This window comes from Streptomyces sp. NPDC058662, from assembly GCF_042716255.1.
Classification (GTDB): Bacteria; Actinomycetota; Actinomycetes; order Streptomycetales; family Streptomycetaceae; genus Streptomyces.
The window spans coordinates 1-18306 of record NZ_JBHXRU010000116.1 but is presented as its reverse complement, the minus strand read 5'-3'; the positions used below and the strand labels follow the sequence as shown (position 1 = coordinate 18306).

The window sequence follows — 18306 nt, the reverse complement described above, 5'->3', positions numbered from 1 at the left end:
GCCTCACTCCGCTGAGCGGCTGACGGCGGCGGGCCACGCCCGTTCGCACGTCGTCCGCCCCTGACGGGCCGGGACGGCGGTACTACTGGGCGGCGTTGAGGATCTCGCGCGCCAGCTTGGCCGTCTCGGTCGGCGTCTTGCCGACCTTGACGCCGGCGGCCTCAAGGGCCTCCTTCTTGGCCTGCGCGGTGCCGGAGGAGCCGGAGACGATGGCGCCGGCGTGGCCCATGGTCTTGCCCTCGGGGGCGGTGAAGCCCGCGACGTAGCCGACGACCGGCTTGGTGACGTTCTTCGCGATGAAGTCCGCCGCACGCTCCTCGGCGTCGCCGCCGATCTCGCCGATCATGACGATGAGTTCGGTCTCCGGGTCGGCCTCGAAGGCCTCCAGGGCGTCGATGTGCGTGGTGCCGATGACCGGGTCGCCACCGATGCCGACGGCGGAGGTGAAGCCGATGTCGCGGAGCTCGTACATCATCTGGTAGGTCAGCGTGCCGGACTTGGACACGAGACCGATCTTGCCGGGCTTGGTGATGTCGCCCGGGATGATGCCGGCGTTGGACTGGCCGGGGGTGATCAGACCCGGGCAGTTCGGGCCGATGATCCGCGTCTTGTTGCCCTTGGCGGTCGCGTACGCCCAGAAGGCGGCGGAGTCGTGCACCGCGATGCCCTCGGTGATGACGACGGCCAGCGGGATCTCGGCGTCGATCGCCTCGACGACGGCGGCCTTCGCGAACGCCGGCGGGACGAAGAGGACGGAGACGTTGGCGCCCGTCTTCTCCATCGCCTCGGCGACGGAGCCGAAGACCGGGATCTCGGTGCCGTCGAAGTCCACGCTGGTGCCGGCCTTGCGCGGGTTCACGCCGCCGACGATGTTGGTGCCGTCAGCCAGCATCAGCTTGGTGTGCTTCATGCCCGTGGCACCGGTCATGCCCTGGACGATGACCTTGCTGTCCTTGTTGAGGAAGATAGCCATGTGAGTCTGTGACCTCTGCCCTTACTTCGCAGCCGCGAGCTCGGCGGCCTTGTCGGCCGCGCCGTCCATGGTGTCCACGCGCTGCACCAGCGGGTGGTTGGCGTCCGAGAGGATCTTGCGACCCAGCTCGGCGTTGTTGCCGTCGAGACGCACGACCAGCGGCTTGGTGACCGCCTCGCCCTTGTCCGCGAGCAGCTGCAGCGCCTGGACGATGCCGTTGGCGACCTCGTCGCAGGCGGTGATGCCGCCGAAGACGTTGACGAAGACGGACTTGACGTCCGGGTCGCCGAGGATGATCTCCAGGCCGTTGGCCATGACGGCGGCGGAGGCGCCACCGCCGATGTCCAGGAAGTTGGCGGGCTTGACGCCGCCGCCGTTCACGGACTGGTACGCCTCACCGGCGTAGGCGACGACGTCGAGGGTGCTCATGACGAGACCCGCGCCGTTGCCGATGATGCCGACCTCGCCGTCGAGCTTCACGTAGTTGAGGTTCTTCGCCTTGGCGGCGGCCTCAAGCGGGTTCGCGGCCGCGTGGTCCACGAACTCCTCGTGGCCCGGCTGGCGGAACTCGGCGTTCTCGTCGAGGGAGACCTTGCCGTCGAGCGCGATGACGTCGCCGGAGGCGACCTTCGCGAGCGGGTTGACCTCGACGAGGAGCGCGTCCTCGGCGATGAAGGTGTCCCACAGGGTCACGAGGACCTCGGCGACCTTCTCGGCGACCTCGGCCGGGAACTGCGCCAGCTCGACGATCTCGCGGGCCTTCTCGATGGTCACGCCCTCGTTGGCGTTCACCGGGACCTTGGCGAGCTTCTCGGGGGTCTCCTCCGCGACCTGCTCGATGTCCATGCCGCCCGCGACCGAGGCCATGGCCAGGAAGGTGCGGTTGGTGCGGTCGAGGAGGTAGGAGACGTAGTACTCCTCCAGGATCTCCGGAGCGGTCTCGGCGATCATCACCTTGTGGACCGTGTGGCCCTTGATGTCCATCCCGAGGATGTCCGTCGCACGGGCGACGGCCTCGTCCGGGGTTGCGGCGAGCTTGACGCCGCCGGCCTTGCCGCGACCGCCCACCTTCACCTGCGCCTTGACGACAGACTTGCCGCCCAGCCGCTCCGTGGCCGCGTGAGCCGCCTCAGGCGTGTCGATGACTTCACCGGCCAGCACCGGTACACCGTGCTTGGCGAAGAGGTCCCTCGCCTGGTACTCGAACAGGTCCACGCGCGTCCGTCCCTTGTCTTCAAAGATTCGCAGTGATTCGCGGTTTTCTGCTATCTGCGTGGGCGTGCCGCGGAGGGCAACGTGACGGCGCTGTCACAAGGAAGGCGCACACGGTGACCGTGGACGCGGCATGTCCGTCCCGCAGGTTATCCCCGTGGGCCGTGGGTCCCTAAATCGCAGATCACACCTGAGCGGTGATACCTGTCACAGATCGCCTCACGATTGAGCTGGAACTTCGTGCGATCCGCCTGTTCCCCCGCGCCCCCGGCGCACTTGTCAGGGCAGGGGCAGCGGCCGCTTCTCCAGGGCCGCGGCCATCACCTCCGGGAACAGGTCGGGGGTGCAGGCGAAGGCGGGCGCGCCCAGTGCCGCGAGGGCTGCGGCGTGTTCGCGGTCGTAGGCGGGCGCGCCCTCGTCGGACAGCGCGAGCAGGGCCACGAACTCCACCCCGGCGCCCTTCATCGCGGCGACCCGCTTGAGCATCTCGTTGCGTATGCCGCCCTCGTAGAGATCACTGATCAGGACGACGACGGTGTCGGCGGGCCGGGTGATCCTCGACTGGCAGTAGGCGAGGGCGCGGTTGATGTCGGTGCCTCCGCCCAGTTGGGTGCCGAAGAGCACGTCCACCGGATCGTCGAGCTGGTCGGTCAGGTCGACGACGGCGGTGTCGAAGACGACCAGGCGGGTGGCGATCGAACGCATGGAGGCGAGGACGGCGCCGAAGACGGAGGCGTACACGACGGAGGCGGCCATGGAGCCCGACTGGTCGATGCAGAGGATCACCTCCTTCTTCACCGATTGGGCCGCACGGCCGTATCCGATCAGCCGCTCGGGGACGACGGTGCGGTACTCGGGCAGGTAGTTCTTGAGATTGGCCCGGATGGTGCGGTTCCAGTCGATGTCGTGGTGGCGGGGCCGGCTGATCCGGGCGGAACGGTCGAGGGCGCCCGTGAGGGTGGCCCGGGTGCGGGCCGCGAGCCGCTTCTCCACCTGCTCGACCACCGTGCGGACCACGGCCCGCGCCGTCTCCTTCGTCGTCTCCGGCATCGCCTTGTTCAGTGAGAGCAGGGTGCCGACCAGGTGGACGTCGGGCTCGACGGCCTCCAGCATCTCCGGTTCCAGCAGCAGGGAGGACAGCCCGAGCCGCTCGATCGCGTCGCGTTGCATGACCTGGACCACCGGGGCGGGGAAGTACGTACGGATGTCCCCGAGCCAGCGGGCCACCTTGGGCGCGGAGCCGCCGAGGCCGGCCGACCGCTCCCCCGGGGCCCGCCGGGACCCGCTTCCGGCCGGCCCGGCGTACAGGGCGTCGAGGGCGGCGTCCATCGCCGCGTCCCGCCCGCTCAGCGCGCACCCCGTGCCGTCGGCCTCCCCGCCGCCGAGCACCATCCGCCACCGCCTCAGCCGCTCCGCCCCCTCGCCGTCCGGTCCTGCCACTCCTGCACTGCCACCGGTCCTGGCCATCAGCCCCACCCCTCGCTCCCGTGAAATCCCGTCGTTCCCGCAGCCCCCGCGCGCACCGCCGGCGGTGGCCGGGCCCTCGCTCGCCCGCCCCCGTCGGCGGGCTGCCCCGGCCCCGTCAGGCCACCGGCGGCACCTCCGCCGTTTGCGGCACCTACGCCACCTACGCCACGTCTGCCACCTGCGTCTCCTCGGCCCGGTCCTGCGCGCCCGCGTGCCCGGCGCCCGCGTCCCGCCCGCTCTGTCCGTCCCCGTCCTCCTCGTCGGGGTGGGGCGCCGACAGGAGCATGCGGACCAGCGCCACCACCGCGTCGGCCCTGACCGGGTCCAGCTCCGGGGCGAAGCCCTCGGGCGCGGATCCGGGGGGCCGCGCGGCGCCGCCGCCGGGGCCGCGCCGGACCAGCTCGCCCAGAGTCCGTTTCACCCCCGGCTCGTACGCGCCGAACGTCCGCCGCAGCAGCGGCAGTACATCGGTGAAGGCGCGCTCCGGTACCGCCACGAGCCATGCGTCGATCAGGCCCAGCAGCCGCTCGTCGTGGACGAGCAGCGTGCCCCCGCCCGAACCGCCCCCCGCGAAGCCCTCGATCCAGCCCGCCGCGTCGGCCGGGGAAGCCGCCGGGGACAGGGCGAGACCCATCAGCCGCGCGGTCTCCCCCTCCTCCAGCCGCCCGTCGTCGAGCAGCAGCCGGGCCGCCCGGCCCCGGATCAGCCCCGGCACGGTGTCGCGGCCGGCCAGCGTCCGCAGGACCGCCGCCCAGCGCTCCCGCAGCCCGTCCCGGGTGTCCGCGAGGAGCACGACCGCGCCGTGCACCGCGTCCACGTGCCCCCGCAGCCCGGCCGCCGCGTCGGCGTCCAGCCCCGCGCCGCAGGCCGGCGGCAGCGCCACGCATATCCGCTCGGCGAGTCCGGCCGCCACCGTTGCGAGCGCGGCCGCGTCGGTGCCCCGCACATCGCCGTACCGGAGCGCGCGGGCCAGCGCGGGCAGGGCTTCGGCCAACCGCGCGACGTCCGAGTCCAGGGCCGCCCGGTCCGCCAGGGCCCGCAGCACGGCGGGCAGCGCCTCGGACAGCCCGGCCAGCAGGCACTGCTCGGCCAGCGCCGTGACCTCGCCCAGCTCTCCGGCGCCGGCCGCCAGCGCCTCGGCGCGGGCGGTGGCCGCCGCCAGAACCGTGGTGCCCCAGATCCCCGCCTCGGCGACCCGCACGGACAGCTCCGGCTCCCAGCGCAGCCGCCAGGTCTCCCGGAAGGTGCCGGTACTCCCCCGCGACGCGACGGGCGTGCCCCACTCGACGCCGAGCAGCCGCAGCCGGTGCAGGAGCAGGGACTTCGCGGCGTCGGCGTCCTTGCGCAGGTCGAGCTCCACCTCCCGCTCCGCGGCCTCGGCCTTGAGGCGCAGCGAACGCTGCTGCCGGGTCAGGTCCCGCTGGAGGGGTACGACGGGCGCCGCGTCCGGGACCTCGCCCAGCACGTCGCCGACCACCAGGCGGTCCTCTATCAGCGCGAGCGGTATGTCGGAGCCGTCGCACATGACCGCCCGGACCGCTTCGAGGGTCTCCGTCAGGCCGGGCAGCGGCCGCCCCCGCATCGCCGCCAGCGTCTCGGCCAGCCGGACCGCCTCGATGACGTGCGCCGACGAGACCTGCCGGTCCTCCTCGCGGAGCAGCCCGGCGACTTTGGTCAGCCACCGCTCCACCGGCCGGTCGCGGGCGGCGAAGAGGTGCGCGTACCAACCGGGCGAGGCGATGCCCGCGCCGTACCCGCCGGCCCGGGACAGCCGGCGGTGGGTCCAGGGCACCCAGGTGGTCTCCACCTTGACCTTGGGCAGGCCGGTGAGCAGTGCCCGGTCGGCGGCCACCGTGGTCCTGGCCCGCAGGGCGGGGACGTGCCAGGCCCCGCAGACCACGGCGTAGGCGTCGCCGAACTCCCGCCGGGCCGCCCGCATCCGCTGCCGCATGTGGGCCTCGCGCACCAGGTCGCGGGAGCCGCCGCCGTCCCCGTACGCCTCGCGCAGGGCTCCCATGGCCTCACCGAGGGCCTCGAACGCGGCGAGCGGGTCCTCCTTCTCCGCCCGCGCGGTGCCCCGGTGTTCGACGACGTCCTCCCACCAGCGTTCGGGGTCGTCGTACCCGGCGGTCTCCGCCAGCACCGCGAGCGGGTCGAGGCGGACGGCGTCGGGCTCGCCGCCGTCCGCCCCGGCCGGCCCCTCGGCCAGCGAGTGCGCGGCCGGGAGGTCGATGAAGCGCACCGGCACCGGTACGTCCTGCTCCTGCGCCCAGCGGATGGCCACCCACTCCGGGGAGAAGTCGGCCAGGGGCCAGAACGCGGCGCGGCCCGGGTCGTCGGCCGCGTGTGCGAGCAGGGCGACGGGCGGCCGCATCGCGGGATCGGCGGCGAGCGCGACCAGGGCGTCCCCCTCGGGCGGCCCCTCGATCAGCACCGCCGCCGGCCGGGCCCGGTCCAGTGCGGCGCGCACCGCGCGGGCCGAACCGGGCCCGTGGTGCCGCACGCCCAGCAGGAGGGGGCCGTTCGCCGGGGCGCCCCTCCCGCCGGTGCCGGCCGCCGGCTGCGGCTCCTTCGCGGCCGGGCTCATACCGTCACCTCCCGGCAGGCGCGGTAGAAGTCCTTCCACCCCTCCCGCTCGCGGACCACGGCCTCCAGGTACTCCTGCCAGACCACCGTGTCGGCGGCCGGGTCGCGGACGACGGCGCCGAGGATGCCGGCAGCCACGTCGGACGGGCGCAGCACGCCGTCCCCGAAGTGGGCCGCCAGGGCCAGGCCGCCGGTGACCACGGAGATGGCCTCGGCGGTGGAGAGCGTGCCGCTCGGGGACTTCACCTTCGTACGGCCGTCTCCGGTGACGCCGTCGCGCAGCTCCCGGAAGACGGTGACCACGCGGCGGATCTCCTCCAGTCCCTCGGGCGCCGCCGGCAGGTCGAGGGAGCGGCCCATCTGGTCGACGCGGCGGGCGACGATGTCGACCTCGGCGTCGGCACTGGCGGGCAGCGGCAGCACGACGGTGTTGAAGCGGCGGCGCAGCGCGCTGGAGAGCTCGTTGACCCCCCGGTCGCGGTCGTTGGCGGTGGCGATGAGGTTGAACCCGCGTACGGCCTGCACCTCTTCGCCGAGCTCCGGTATCGGGAGCGTCTTCTCGGACAGGACGGTGATGAGGGTGTCCTGCACGTCGGCGGGGATGCGGGTGAGCTCCTCGACGCGGGCGGTCGCGCCGTCGGCCATCGCGCGCATGACGGGGCTCGGGACGAGGGCCTCGCGGCTGGGGCCGTGGGCGAGCAGCCTGGCGTAGTTCCATCCGTACCGGATGGCCTCCTCGGGGGTGCCGGCGGTGCCCTGGACGAGCAGGGTCGAGTCACCGCTGACGGCGGCGGCGAGGTGTTCGGACACCCAGGTCTTGGCGGTGCCCGGGACACCGAGCAGCAGCAGGGCGCGGTCGGTGGCGAGGGTGGTGACGGCGACCTCGACGATGCGGCGCGGACCGACGTACTTGGGCGTGATCACCGTGCCGTCGGGGAGCTCGCCGCCGAGCAGGTACGTGGCCACGGCCCAGGGTGAGAGCTTCCAACGTGCCGGACGGGGGCGGTCGTCGGCCGCCGCGAGGGCTTTCAGTTCGTGTGCGAAGGCCACTTCGGCGTGCGGTCGCAGCGCCTCGCCGCGCGTCTCGTTCTCGGTCGTGGTCATGGTCCCCCTCCAAGGCTCGGCAGCCGCTTCCGACTGCTGTTCCCACGGTGCACCACACCACTGACAACGCCCGCGACTCACAGCGTTGTTGCAGGTCAGAGCGATTGTCAGTGGGGGTCTCTACGGTGGTTCACATGACTGAGCAGGGGGTCCGCTGGACAGCGGAGAACGTACTGGCTCTGGCTCCTGACGATGCCTCACGCAAGGCGGGGGCCAAGCTCGGGGGAGCGGCGCCGTGGTCACAGATCGGAGGTTCCGCTTCCGGTTCTGTATGGGGGTTGTGCAAGGGCAGCGGCAGCACGCCGTACCGGACCGTCGTCGATCTGGCGGGACCGGCCTACACGTGCTCGTGTCCGAGCCGGAAGTTTCCGTGCAAGCACGCGTTGGGGCTGCTGCTGCTGTGGTCCGCCGAGGGGGTGGGCGAGCCGGCCGAGGCCCCGGACTGGGCCTCGGACTGGTTGGCGGAGCGGGCGGGGAGGGCGGCGCGCCCCCCTGCCGGCGGACCGGCCCGCCCGGCCGACGAGGAGGGGGCCCGGCGCCGGGCCGAGCGGCGGGCGGCCCGCATCGGCGCCGGCGTGGCCGAGCTGGAGCAGCGGTTGGGCGACCTGCTGCGCGGCGGCCTCGCGGGCCAGGAGCAGAAGGGGTACGCGGCCTGGGAGGAGACCGCGGCCCGGATGGTGGACGCCCAGGCCCCCGGACTCGCGGGTCGGGTGCGGGAGTTGGGGACGATACCCAGTTGCGGCCCCGGCTGGCCCGCCCGGATGCTGGAGGAGGCGGCGCTGCTGCACCTGCTGGACCGGGCCTGGCTGGGGGTGTCGGGGCTGCCCGAACCCCTGGCGGCGACCGTCCGCGGCCGGGTGGGACTGCGGGCCTCCGGGGAGGGGGAGGCCGTACGCGACCGCTGGCTGGTCCTGTCCCAGTACGACTCGGTGTCACCGGACGGCCGGCTCACCACCCGCAGGATCTGGCTCCAGGGCCGGACCAGCGGGCGGCCGGCCCTGGTGCTGGACTTCGGCCCGCCCGGGCGCCCGCCGGGGCTGGCGATGCCCGTCGGCCTGGTGCTGGACGCGGAAGCCCGCTTCCGGCCCGGTTCGGGGGGACTGCGGGCGGATCTCGGGGAGCGGTTCGGGCCGGCGGTACCGAGTTCGCGGGTTCCGGCCGGGGTCAGCACGGGTGCCGCGCTGGAGGCGTACGGGGAGGCGCTGCGGGAGGACCCCTGGCTGGAGTCCTGGCCGGTGGTCCTGGGGCCGGTGATCCCGATACCGGGGGAACTCGGCTGGCAGTTGGCGGACGAGGAGGGCACGACGGCCCTGCCCGTCCCCGTGTCCGGGTCGGGAAACCGGTCCCGTTCGGGGCTGTGGCAGCTGGCAGCGCTGTCGGGCGGGGGCCCGGTGACGGTGTTCGGTGAATGCGGCCACCGGGGTTTCACCCCGCTCACGGCCTGGCAGGCCGGTTCGTCCGAACCGGTCGCGGTGAACTGATCCGGGGGGCGGGACGGCGGCGGGGGCGCTGAGGGGGACGGGGAGGACACGCCGGCGCGGGGGCGCCGGCGTGGGGAAACGAGAAGCCGGGGGGCTTTTGTGAACGACAACCACGCCAGCTGAAGCACGCAGTGGAGCACGACTTCGACTGCTCCGGTCCCGCGGAGGGGGCGGGACCGGAGCGCCGCACTGATCGAGGGAGGGGCCTGATGGACGAGGACGAAGCGGGATACGGGGAGTGGGAGGAGCTGGTCGGCGCCGCGCTGCTGGGCACCGACCGGCGGCGGGGCGCGGGGCCGACCGGTTCACCGGAGGCTCTGCTGGACGCGGCGGCCGTGCACACCGTGCGGCGCCGGGCGGGACTGCGCCCGGCCGAGGCCGGTCCCCGGCCGGAGCCCGCGGCCCGGGACCCGCGCCCGGCGCCGCCGGAAGCGGCCCGGCGCCGGCTCGCCCAGCTGCTCGCCGGCCGGACGGGAGCGGGCGGCGGGGGCGGGCGGCGGGGAGCGGCCCCGGACCTGACGGAACTGCTGCCGCAGTGGCTGGCCGCCGCCGTGCGCCACGGCTACCGCTCGCCGGCCGCGCTCGTACCGGCGCTGCTGGACGCGGCGCGGGCGCGCACGGACCTGCGGCCGCACGCGCTGGCGCTGGCCGGGACGCGGGGACTGTGGCTGGCCCGGCTCAATCCGGACTGGCGGTTCGCCCTGCGCGGCGGGACGGGCGGCGCGGGGGAGCTGCCGGACCCGGCGGACACGTCCGCGGTGGAACAGCTCTGGCAGGAGGGGCTGTTCGCGGAGCGGGTCGCCCTCCTCGGAGCGGTCCGCGCCCACGACGGCGCGGCCGCGCGGCGGTTGCTGATGACGACCTGGACGGCCGAACGGGCCGAGGACCGGCTGATGTTCCTCGACTCACTTCGGGCGGGGCTGTCGGCGCAGGACGAGCCGTTCCTGGAAGCGGCCCTGGGTGACCGCAGCCGCAATGTCCGCTCGGCGGCGGCCGAGTTGCTCTCGGCGCTGCCGATGTCGGCGCTCGCCGGGCGGATGGCCGAGCGTGCACTGGCCTGCGTGGGCCCGGAGGGCGTGACGCCGCCGGCCGAGTGCGACCGCGGGATGCTGCGGGACGGCGTGGTCGAGCGCCCCCCGGCCGGGCGGGGGGAGCGCGCCTGGTGGCTCGGGCAGCTCGTGGAGGCGGCGCCGCTGTCCTGCTGGTCGGACCGGTTCGGGGGGATCGGTCCGGCCGAGATAGTGGCGCTGCCGGTGGCGGCGGCCGAGGGGTGGGCCGAGGAGCTGCACGCGGCGTGGTGCCGGGCGGCGGTGCGCCAGCGCGACGCGGCCTGGTCGCGGGCGCTGCTGGGCCCCGCGACCACACCGCCCGCGGCGGGTCCGGGCACGGCGTCCCTCGCGGAACGGGCCAAGCTGCTGGAGACCCTGCCGGACGCCGAGAGGGCGCGGTGGGTCGCGGAGTTCGTGCGGGCCCACGGGCTGACGGAGGCCTTCCAGCTGCTCGGCGTGTGCGTGGTGCCGTGGGCGGGAGCGTTGGGGCAGGCGGTGGTCGACGCCCTGGACGCGGCCCGCGAGGCGGGCAGCTACCCGTGGAGTTTCAGCGGGGTCATGGGCCTGGCGGAGCGCTGCCTCGACCCTGCGGAGGCGGATCGGCTGGAGGCCCTGACGGCGGCGTCCCAGGACCCGCCGGACGCGTCGCCGGGCGCGGCGGCGTACTGGGCGGAGGCGTTCCAGCGCCTGGTCGCCACCCTCCGGCTGCGCGCCGCGATGCACTCCGAGCTGGCTCCGGCCTGACCCCGACGGTCACCCCGGGCCGCGCCCCGCCTCTCCCCCACGCCGCCGCGCGAGGCCCGGGGCAACGCTCCGGCGGTGCGCCCGGCCGCCCTGCGGCGCGGCCCCGTCCGGCCCGGGCGAATGCACTCGCGCGCCCCGGCCCGGAGCGACCCGACCACGGGCAACGCCGGCCCGCAGCAGACACGAAGTCGGCACGAGCAGGACGGAGGTTAGCCCGAAGCCGGACCCGAACGGGCGCGAAGTCGCACCGAACCGGCACGGAGCAGGCACGGAGGCCAGCGCGAAGCCGACCCAAACCGGCGCGGAGCCGCACCGGACCGGCACGGAGCCGGCCACGGAGCAGGCAGGGGTCCGCCGGAGGCTACGGGCGGGTGACGTGGGCGCGGACCCAGTCCACGATGGCGGTCGTCGTCGCGCCCGGGGTGAAGATCTCGGCCACGCCCTTCTCCTTGAGCGGGGCGATGTCGTCCTCGGGGATGATGCCGCCGCCGAAGACCTTGATGTCCTCCGCCTCGCGCTCCCTCAGGAGCTCCAGCACGCGCGCGAACAGCGTGTTGTGGGCGCCCGAGAGGATCGACAGGCCGATCGCGTCGGCGTCCTCCTGGATCGCCGTGTCCACGATCTGCTCGGGGGTCTGGTGGAGGCCGGTGTAGATGACCTCCATGCCCGCGTCCCGCAGGGCCCGTGCGATCACCTTGGCCCCGCGGTCGTGGCCGTCGAGACCCGGCTTGGCCACCACCACACGGATCGGACCGGTCACACCCATCGCACTGCCTCCCGAGTGAACGAACGTTAAGTACAGCATCGCGCACGCCGCCGTTTCGCGGTCAACCGGGAGGGGGAAATCACACGTGGGACGGCGTTGATTCACCGGCTTCGGTCGACGGGCCTCGGTTCAGGGGCTCCGGTCACGGCCCTGCTTCACCGCCATGGATGCTCTGCGCCACCGTGCCGACAGCCGCGCGGCACGGTGGCGCGGCCGACCTCGGGTCCCACAGGATTTCAGGGGAGGCCTTCGATGGGGCTGTCCATACCCATGTCCGGCGCCGCGCTGCGGGCCGGCGTGCTGGAAGTGCTCGTCCTCGGCGGCCACCTGCTGCTCTACCCGACCGGGGTGTGCCAGGAGAGGACTGTCGAGGCGCCGCCCGCGCGTCGGCGGCCGCCCGTCCTCCTCCTGCACGGGTTCACCGACAACCGCTCCGCCTTCGTGCTGCTGCGCCGCGCCCTCGCGGTGGACGGGGGCCGCCACGTGGAGACGTACAACTACTCGCCCTTCGCCCGCGACCTGCGGGCCGTCGCCCGCCACCTGGCCCGGCGCGTCGAGGACCTCTGCGAGCGCAGTGGGCAGGAGCGGGTGGAGCTGGTCGGGCACAGCCTGGGCGGGCTGGTCGGCCGGTACTACGTGCAGCGGCTGGGCGGGGACGCCCGGGTCCGGACGCTCGTCACGCTCGGCACCCCCCACGGCGGCACCCCGATCGCCCCCTTCCTCGACGCGCACCCGCTGGTCCGGCAGATGCGCCCGGACTCCGACGTACTGGCCGAGCTCGCCGAGCCGGCGCCCGGCTGCGCGACCCGGTGCGTCGCCTTCTGGAGCGAGTTCGACGCGCTGATGTCGCCGCCTGAGACGGCGCGGATCGAACACCCGGACCTGCGCGCGGAGAACATCCAGGTCATGGGCGTCGGGCACCTGGCACTGGCCGCGCACCCCACCGTGATCACGGCCGTCCGGCACGCTTTGGACGGCCCCGGCCTCGCCCCGGCCACCCCGGCGGAAACCACCTCCGCGGCCTGACCAGGTCCGCCCGGGTCGAAGACCGCCCCGGACGGGGGCTGAAGCGGTGGTTCCGGGGGGATCCGGCACCAGAAGTCGAACAGATTTCGAACTCAAGGCCAAGGCCGCGTCATTCAGCGACCGAAAGGCGGCCGAATGCCCGGTTCCGCAGATATGGAAACCCGGCGAAGATTGTCGTTGCGTGTAACCGCCGGGTACAGTCACGCCACTGCTCTCCTCCGGTGAACTTCGAGTTCCCGGCCACCCAGGCCCCCACTGCCGAGGCGAAAGAGAAGTTGGTGAACGACCGCCCCTCGTCGGGCCAGTATCCGGATCCCGGGTACGACGGCCTGACCACCACCACTTTCGCTGGTGACTCGGCCCATGTTTCCTATGAAACACAGGGCCAGGGGGTCAACTACGCGGCGTACGGGTCCTACGAGACCGGTGCGTACGACACCACCGCGTGGCTCCCGCAGGACAATTACCTGTCCACGATCCCGACCCAGGGCGCCCCCGAGGACACGACGGGCCAGTGGGACGCGAGCGCCTGGAGCACCGACGGCGCCGGCGCGGGCACGGACTACTCCGGCTACAGCGAGTACCAGCAGCCCGCCTCCTTCGGCTACGACGCCTCCGCCGAACAGACCGGCCACTGGGCGGTCCCGGGCTACGGAACCACCGGCACCGAGACCGGCGCCTACGACGCCACCGCCTGGAACAGCGTCACCGAGAGCCCGGTCCAGCCCGAGCCCACCGCGTACGCGTACGGGTACGGGTACGAGTACCAGCCCGCGTCACACCAGCAGCACCAGCAGCCCCAGCAGCCCGAGTACGCCCAGGACTTCGCGTACGACGCCGCTTCCGCCGGCTACACGTACGAGGCCCCCGCCTCCGCCACCGAGAGCGGTTACGCGACGGCGTACGAGCCCGACGGCTACAGCCGCACCGCCGTCTTCGAGGCCGTTCCCGACAGCACGCCCGAGCCGGGCCCGACGACCGAGCCGGCCGAGGAGGCCGAACCGGCCGACGCGGCCGAGGAGTTCGACGCGGCCGAGATACACGACCTCCCCACCCAGATGGTCCCCGTGACCCCCGGTCCGCGCGCAGGACGCCGCAACGCGCCCCAGCCGGGAGGCCGGGCCGCCGCCAAGGCGAACAGCAGCCGTCGCCGCACCCCGGCGAAGCGCTCCGCCCTGCTGACTGTCGCGGTGCCCTCCGCCTGCGTCATGGGTGTCGCGGGTGTCGCGGCCGCTTCCGTCGGCGGTCTGACCGGCACGGACAAGCCGTCGCCGGAGACCACCACGATGGCCGCCCCCGACCCGGCCTCGGTGAAGCCGGTCGCGGCGAACACCAAGCTCGACACCCAACTGGCCGCGCTCAGCGCCGACGCGGGCGACTTCGCGGACCGCGCGAGCCGCACGCAGGAGCGCATCGACCTGCACCAGCGCCAGGAGGAGGAGAAGAAGAAGAAGGCGGAGGAGGCCGCGGCGAAGGAGGCCGCCCGCCCCAAGTTCGCCCTCCCCGTCCAGCAGCAGGGTCTCAGCGCCAGTTACGGGCAGTCCGGCGGCATGTGGATGTCCGCGCACACCGGCATCGACTTCCCGGTCTCGTACGGGACCCCGGTCATGGCCGCCACCGACGGCACCGTCCGCACCCAGTACAACAGCGCCTACGGCAACATGGCGATAGTGACCGCCCCCGACGGCACCGAGACCTGGTACTGCCACCTCAGCAGCACCAAGATCCGCGGTGGCAAGGTCAAGGCCGGCGAGGTCATCGCGTACTCCGGCAACTCCGGCAACTCCACCGGCCCGCACCTGCACTTCGAGGTACGGCCGGGCGGCGGGTCCGCGATCGACCCCCTGCCGTGGCTCCGCAGCCACGGTCTGGACCCGAGCTGACCCGAGCCCGCGCGGCGCGGCCCCTGCCGCGCCGCCCGTGAGACCCCGTACGCCCGTGGGACCCGTACGCCGATAGGACGTGTACGCCCCTGAGACCCGCACGCCGGGAAGGCGCTCGCCCCGCGGGGCGGGCGCCTTCCCGTACACGGCGCTGGCGGCGCCGCTAGAGCTTCTGCACCGGCGCGTACCGCAGCAGTAGCCGCTTCGGCTTGTCGTCCCCGAAGTCGATGGTGGCCTGCGCGTCCGCGCCCGCGCCCTTGACCTCCATGACGGTGCCGAGCCCGAACTGGTCGTGCGTGACCCGGTCTCCGACCACCAGCGCGATGACCGGCTTGTCGGTGGCCCGGCGCGTGGCGAAACCGGAGGGGCCCGCCTTGGTGCGCGCGGAGGACAGGAAGGACTCGGGCGAGGTGCCGAACGAGGTCTTGCCGCCGCCCGATCCCGATCCGTAGCCCGACCCGGACCCGTAGCCCGAACTGCGCATCGGGCCGGCCGGCTTCTGCGCCGCGCCGCTGCGCTTCCACTTCAGGTACTGGTCCGGGATCTCCTCCAGGAACCGCGACGGCGGGTTGTACGAGGGAGTGCCCCAGGCGCTGCGCATCGAGGAGCGGGTCAGGTACAGCCGCTCGCGGGCACGGGTGATGCCCACGTAGGCGAGGCGGCGCTCCTCCTCCAACTCCTTGGTCTGGCCCAGCGCCCGCATGTGCGGGAAGACCCCGTCCTCCATGCCGGTCAGGAAGACCACCGGGAACTCCAGGCCCTTGGCGGTGTGCAGGGTCATGAGCGTGATGACGCCCGTCCCCTCCGTCTCCTCGTCCGGGATCTGGTCGGAGTCGGCGACGAGCGCGACCCGCTCCAGGAACTCGGCGAGCGTCCCGGGACCGGCGGCGTCCAGGGCGCCGTCCGCGTCTCCGGCCACACCGGCACCTCCGGAAACACCGGCCTCACCGGCCGCCGTACCCTCCGCCGCCGTACCCTCCGCCGCCGCGGCGGCCCTCGCCTGCTCGAACTCCAGGGCCACCGCGGCCAGCTCCTGGAGGTTCTCGATCCGCGTCTCGTCCTGCGGGTCCGTCGAGGCCTGGAGCTCGGCGAGGTACCCCGTGCGCTCCAGGACCGCCTCCAGCACGACCGCGGGGCCCGCGCCGGAGTCGACGATCGTCCGCAGCTCCTCCATCAGCACGTTGAAGCGCTTCACCGCGTTCGTCGAGCGCGCGGCCATGCCGAAGGCCTCGTCCACGCGCCGCAGCGCCTGCGGGAAGGTGATCTTCTCGCGCATCGCGAGCGCGTCGATCATGGCCTCGGCGCGCTCGCCGATACCGCGCTTGGGCACGTTGAGGATGCGCCGGAGCGGGACGTTGTCCTCGGGGTTGGCGAGGACGCGCAGGTACGCGAGGACGTCCCGGACCTCCTTGCGCTCGTAGAAGCGGACGCCGCCGACGACCTTGTACGGGAGCCCGACGCGGATGAAGATCTCCTCGAACACACGCGACTGCGCGTTCGTCCGGTAGAAGATCGCGACATCGCCCGCCTTGGCGTCCCCGGCGTCCGTCAGCCGGTCGATCTCGTCGGCGACGAACTGCGCCTCGTCGTGCTCGGTGTCCGCGACGTAGCCGGTGATCACGGAGCCGCTGCCGGCCTCGGTCCACAGGTTCTTGGCGCGGCGGTTCTCGTTGCGCTCGATGACCGCGTTGGCGGCGGACAGGATCGTCTGCGTGGAGCGGTAGTTCTGCTCCAGCAGGATCGTCGTGGCGTCGGTGTAGTCCTCCTCGAACTGGAGGATGTTGCGGATGGTCGCGCCGCGGAAGGCGTAGATCGACTGGTCGGCGTCACCCACCACGCACAGCTCGGCGGGGGGCAGGTCCGGATAGCCGGTGCCCACCAGCTCGCGCACCAGCGTGTACTGCGCGTGGTTGGTGTCCTGGTACTCGTCGACCAGCACGTGGCGGAAGCGGCGCCGGTAGTGCTCGGCGACGTCCGGGAAGGCCTGGAGCAGGTGGACGGTGGTCATGATGATGTCGTCGAAGTCCAGGGCGTTGGCCTCGCGCAGCCGCCCCTGGTACATCGCGTACGCCTGGGCCAGGGTCTGCTCGAACCCTCCGCCCGACTCCGTCCGGGAGCTGCCCGCCGCCTGGTCGGCGAAGGCCTCCGCGTCGATCAGCTCGTTCTTCAGGTTCGAGATCTTGGCGTTGAAGGACTTCGGCGGGAACTTCTTCGGGTCCAGGTCGAGGTCCCGGCAGACGAGCGCCATCAGGCGCTTCGAGTCGGCCGCGTCGTAGATCGAGAACGAGGACGTGAACCCGAGCCGCTTGGACTCGCGGCGCAGGATGCGGACGCAGGCGCTGTGGAAGGTGGAGACCCACATGGCGTTCGCGCGCGGGCCGACGAGGGCCTCGACGCGCTCCTTCATCTCTCCGGCGGCCTTGTTGGTGAAGGTGATCGCCAGGATCTGGCCGGGGTGGACCTTGCGCGCGGACAGCAGGTGCCCGATGCGGTGAGTCAGCACCCGGGTCTTCCCGGAACCGGCGCCGGCCACGATGAGCAGCGGCGAACCGGCGTGCACCACGGCGGCGCGCTGCTGCTCGTTCAGCCCGTCCAGGAGCGCCGCCGGGTCGATGACGGGGCGCGGGGCACCGTCCCGGTAGTACGCGTCCCCGGTCATGGGCACGTCGAACCGCCCCCCGAAGAGGTCGTCCGCGCTCGCTTCCGGGGCGGCGTGGTCCTCGGGCGGCGGGGGGACCTCGTCGGAGGGGGTGAGGTCTGCCAGGAAACTGTCGTCAAAGAGGCTGCTCATCGCTCTCCGAGTCTAGAGGGCGGGACCGACAGCCGGTCCCGGCCCCGGGAATCCCCTGCCCGGAACCCGTCCGGAACCCGTCCGGGGCCGCCCCGTACGCTCGGCGGCATGGACGTACTGATCAATGTCTTCGTGGGCCTGCACATCATCGGGATCGCCTCGCTCCTCGGCGGTTTCCTGACCCAGATGAAGGCGATGGGCGCGGGCACCGCGCGGTTCACCCCGGCCATGCTGCACGGCGCGCTCACCATGCTCGTCACCGGTGTGCTCCTCGTCGGCTTCAACGAGATGGACGGCTCCGGCGTCAACAACGTCAAGATCGGCGTGAAGCTCGCGATCCTCTTCGTGATCCTGGCGCTCGTCTACGTCAAGCGCGACGAGGAGCGGGTGGAGAAGGCGCTGTTCGGCGCGGTCGGTGGACTGACCGTGGTCAATATCTTCATCGCCGTCCTCTGGGGTTGATCCACACCGGTCCCGAGCGGCCATTCCCGGTCGCATCGGGCCACTTGTGATCATCTCCCCCTCCGTCCGTTACCCCCGGGTCTAGCGTCCTCCTCCAAGCACCACCGATGTGAGGAAGGACGTGAGGCCCGCGTGGCCAGTCATCGAAAGCCCAGGCAGCGCCCGCTCTCCGGCGGTACCGTCCGGACAGCCGCCACCCTCGCCCTCGCGGGCGCTGCCACCGCCACCGCCTTCGAAGGCACCTCCCAGGCCGACCCCCAGCTCACCGCCTCCCAGGTCGGTGCCGAGGTGGACCGGCTCTACGAGGAGGCCGAGGCGGCGACCGAGCGGTACAACGGGGCGAAGGAGAAGGCCGACGGGGCCGAGCGCGCGCTGACGGGACTGCGCGCGGAGACGGCCCGCAGGACCGACCAGCTGAACACCGCGCGCGGCGCGCTCGGTTCGATGGCCGCGTCCGAGTACCGCAGCGGTTCCCTGGGCACCGCCGTGCGGCTCGCGCTCGCCGAGGACCCGCAGCAGTACCTCGACCAGGCCTCCTTCATCTCCCGCGCCGGCGACCGCAACGCGGCCGGGATCAGCACCGTGCGGCGCCGGCTCGACGAGGTCGCGCGGCTGAAGGAGCGGGCCGCCGGGACGCTCGCCGACCTCCGTTCCCAGCAGGAGGAACTCGCCGAGCGCAAGGCCGAGGTCGAGGGGAAGCTCGCGACCGCCGAACGGCTGCTGGCCCGGCTCACCGCCGAGCAGCGGGCCGCGTACGAGGCC

Annotated in this window: 13 protein-coding genes; 6 read left to right on the top strand and 7 right to left on the bottom strand. The window is 73.2% G+C overall.

The genetic code is table 11. From position 1 onward, the window contains the following. Nucleotides 1–82: 82 nt before the first annotated feature. The 5 genes from sucD to ACFWUQ_RS27645 all read right to left on the bottom strand — a co-directional run bounded on the left by sucD (nt 83) and on the right by ACFWUQ_RS27645 (nt 7342). A complete protein-coding gene (gene sucD, locus ACFWUQ_RS27665; RefSeq protein ID WP_384543399.1) occupies nt 83–973 on the bottom strand; it encodes a succinate--CoA ligase subunit alpha in 891 nt (296 codons plus the stop codon). 21 nt (nt 974–994) lie between these two features. After that, nucleotides 995–2188: an ADP-forming succinate--CoA ligase subunit beta gene (gene sucC / locus ACFWUQ_RS27660; protein WP_384543396.1), complete on the bottom strand. Its 1194-nt coding sequence runs from the start codon at nt 2186–2188 to the stop codon at nt 995–997. A gap of 276 nt (nt 2189–2464) precedes the next feature. Further along, nucleotides 2465–3652, bottom strand: a complete 1188-nt coding sequence (locus ACFWUQ_RS27655) for a VWA domain-containing protein (RefSeq protein ID WP_384543394.1) — start codon at nt 3650–3652, stop codon at nt 2465–2467. Between the two features lie 160 nt (nt 3653–3812). Then, the gene (locus ACFWUQ_RS27650; RefSeq protein WP_384543391.1) at nt 3813–6239 is read right to left on the bottom strand and encodes a DUF5682 family protein; all 2427 of its coding nucleotides are present in this window, start codon (nt 6237–6239) and stop codon (nt 3813–3815) included. Beyond that, on the bottom strand, nt 6236–7342 hold the full coding sequence (locus tag ACFWUQ_RS27645) for an AAA family ATPase (protein ID WP_384543388.1): 1107 nt from the start codon (nt 7340–7342) through the stop codon (nt 6236–6238). The genes ACFWUQ_RS27650 and ACFWUQ_RS27645 overlap by 4 nt, the downstream gene beginning before the upstream one ends. Nucleotides 7343–7476: 134 nt before the next feature. Between ACFWUQ_RS27645 and ACFWUQ_RS27640 the strand changes: the two genes are divergently transcribed. Then, entirely contained in the window at nt 7477–8823 is a 1347-nt protein-coding gene (locus ACFWUQ_RS27640) for an SWIM zinc finger family protein (RefSeq protein WP_384543386.1), read from the top strand. 209 nt (nt 8824–9032) lie between these two features. Continuing rightward, nucleotides 9033–10616 (top strand): DUF5691 domain-containing protein, encoded by a 1584-nt coding sequence (locus ACFWUQ_RS27635; RefSeq protein WP_384543384.1) that lies wholly within the window; start codon nt 9033–9035, stop codon nt 10614–10616. A gap of 361 nt (nt 10617–10977) precedes the next feature. Here the strand turns inward: ACFWUQ_RS27635 and ACFWUQ_RS27630 are convergent, their stop codons facing one another. Further along, entirely contained in the window at nt 10978–11382 is a 405-nt protein-coding gene (locus ACFWUQ_RS27630) for a cobalamin B12-binding domain-containing protein (protein ID WP_384543381.1), read from the bottom strand. Between the two features lie 252 nt (nt 11383–11634). Between ACFWUQ_RS27630 and ACFWUQ_RS27625 the strand changes: the two genes are divergently transcribed. Continuing rightward, the gene (locus ACFWUQ_RS27625; protein WP_384543378.1) at nt 11635–12408 is read left to right on the top strand and encodes an esterase/lipase family protein; all 774 of its coding nucleotides are present in this window, start codon (nt 11635–11637) and stop codon (nt 12406–12408) included. Between the two features lie 221 nt (nt 12409–12629). Then, entirely contained in the window at nt 12630–14291 is a 1662-nt protein-coding gene (locus ACFWUQ_RS27620; RefSeq protein ID WP_384543375.1) for a M23 family metallopeptidase, read from the top strand. Nucleotides 14292–14454: 163 nt separating this feature from the next. On the opposite strand, the gene ACFWUQ_RS27615 is transcribed toward ACFWUQ_RS27620, so the two are convergent. Continuing rightward, nucleotides 14455–17082 carry an ATP-dependent DNA helicase gene (locus tag ACFWUQ_RS27615; RefSeq protein WP_384543372.1) on the bottom strand — a complete coding sequence of 876 codons (2628 nt, stop codon included), beginning with the start codon at nt 17080–17082 and terminating at the stop codon, nt 14455–14457. A gap of 108 nt (nt 17083–17190) precedes the next feature. Between ACFWUQ_RS27615 and ACFWUQ_RS27610 the strand changes: the two genes are divergently transcribed. After that, entirely contained in the window at nt 17191–17544 is a 354-nt protein-coding gene (locus ACFWUQ_RS27610) for a hypothetical protein (RefSeq protein ID WP_384543369.1), read from the top strand. Between the two features lie 132 nt (nt 17545–17676). Continuing rightward, nucleotides 17677–18306, top strand: a 630-nt coding sequence (locus tag ACFWUQ_RS27605) for a coiled-coil domain-containing protein (RefSeq protein WP_384543366.1), incomplete at its 3' end; no start/stop codon positions are given.

Bases quoted from the DNA above. Each gene is read 5' to 3' on its own strand.
- ACFWUQ_RS27625 (WP_384543378.1), top strand. From the start codon at position 11,635: ATGGGGCTGTCCATACCCATGTCCGGCGCCGCGCTGCGGGCCGGCGTG.
- ACFWUQ_RS27630 (WP_384543381.1), bottom strand. From the start codon at position 11,382: ATGGGTGTGACCGGTCCGATCCGTGTGGTGGTGGCCAAGCCGGGTCTC.
- ACFWUQ_RS27635 (WP_384543384.1), top strand. From the start codon at position 9,033: ATGGACGAGGACGAAGCGGGATACGGGGAGTGGGAGGAGCTGGTCGGC.
- ACFWUQ_RS27650 (WP_384543391.1), bottom strand. From the start codon at position 6,239: ATGAGCCCGGCCGCGAAGGAGCCGCAGCCGGCGGCCGGCACCGGCGGG.
- sucD (WP_384543399.1), bottom strand. From the start codon at position 973: ATGGCTATCTTCCTCAACAAGGACAGCAAGGTCATCGTCCAGGGCATG.
- ACFWUQ_RS27645 (WP_384543388.1), bottom strand. From the start codon at position 7,342: ATGACCACGACCGAGAACGAGACGCGCGGCGAGGCGCTGCGACCGCAC.
- ACFWUQ_RS27655 (WP_384543394.1), bottom strand. From the start codon at position 3,652: ATGGCCAGGACCGGTGGCAGTGCAGGAGTGGCAGGACCGGACGGCGAG.
- ACFWUQ_RS27610 (WP_384543369.1), top strand. From the start codon at position 17,191: ATGGACGTACTGATCAATGTCTTCGTGGGCCTGCACATCATCGGGATC.
- ACFWUQ_RS27615 (WP_384543372.1), bottom strand. From the start codon at position 17,082: ATGAGCAGCCTCTTTGACGACAGTTTCCTGGCAGACCTCACCCCCTCC.
- ACFWUQ_RS27640 (WP_384543386.1), top strand. From the start codon at position 7,477: ATGACTGAGCAGGGGGTCCGCTGGACAGCGGAGAACGTACTGGCTCTG.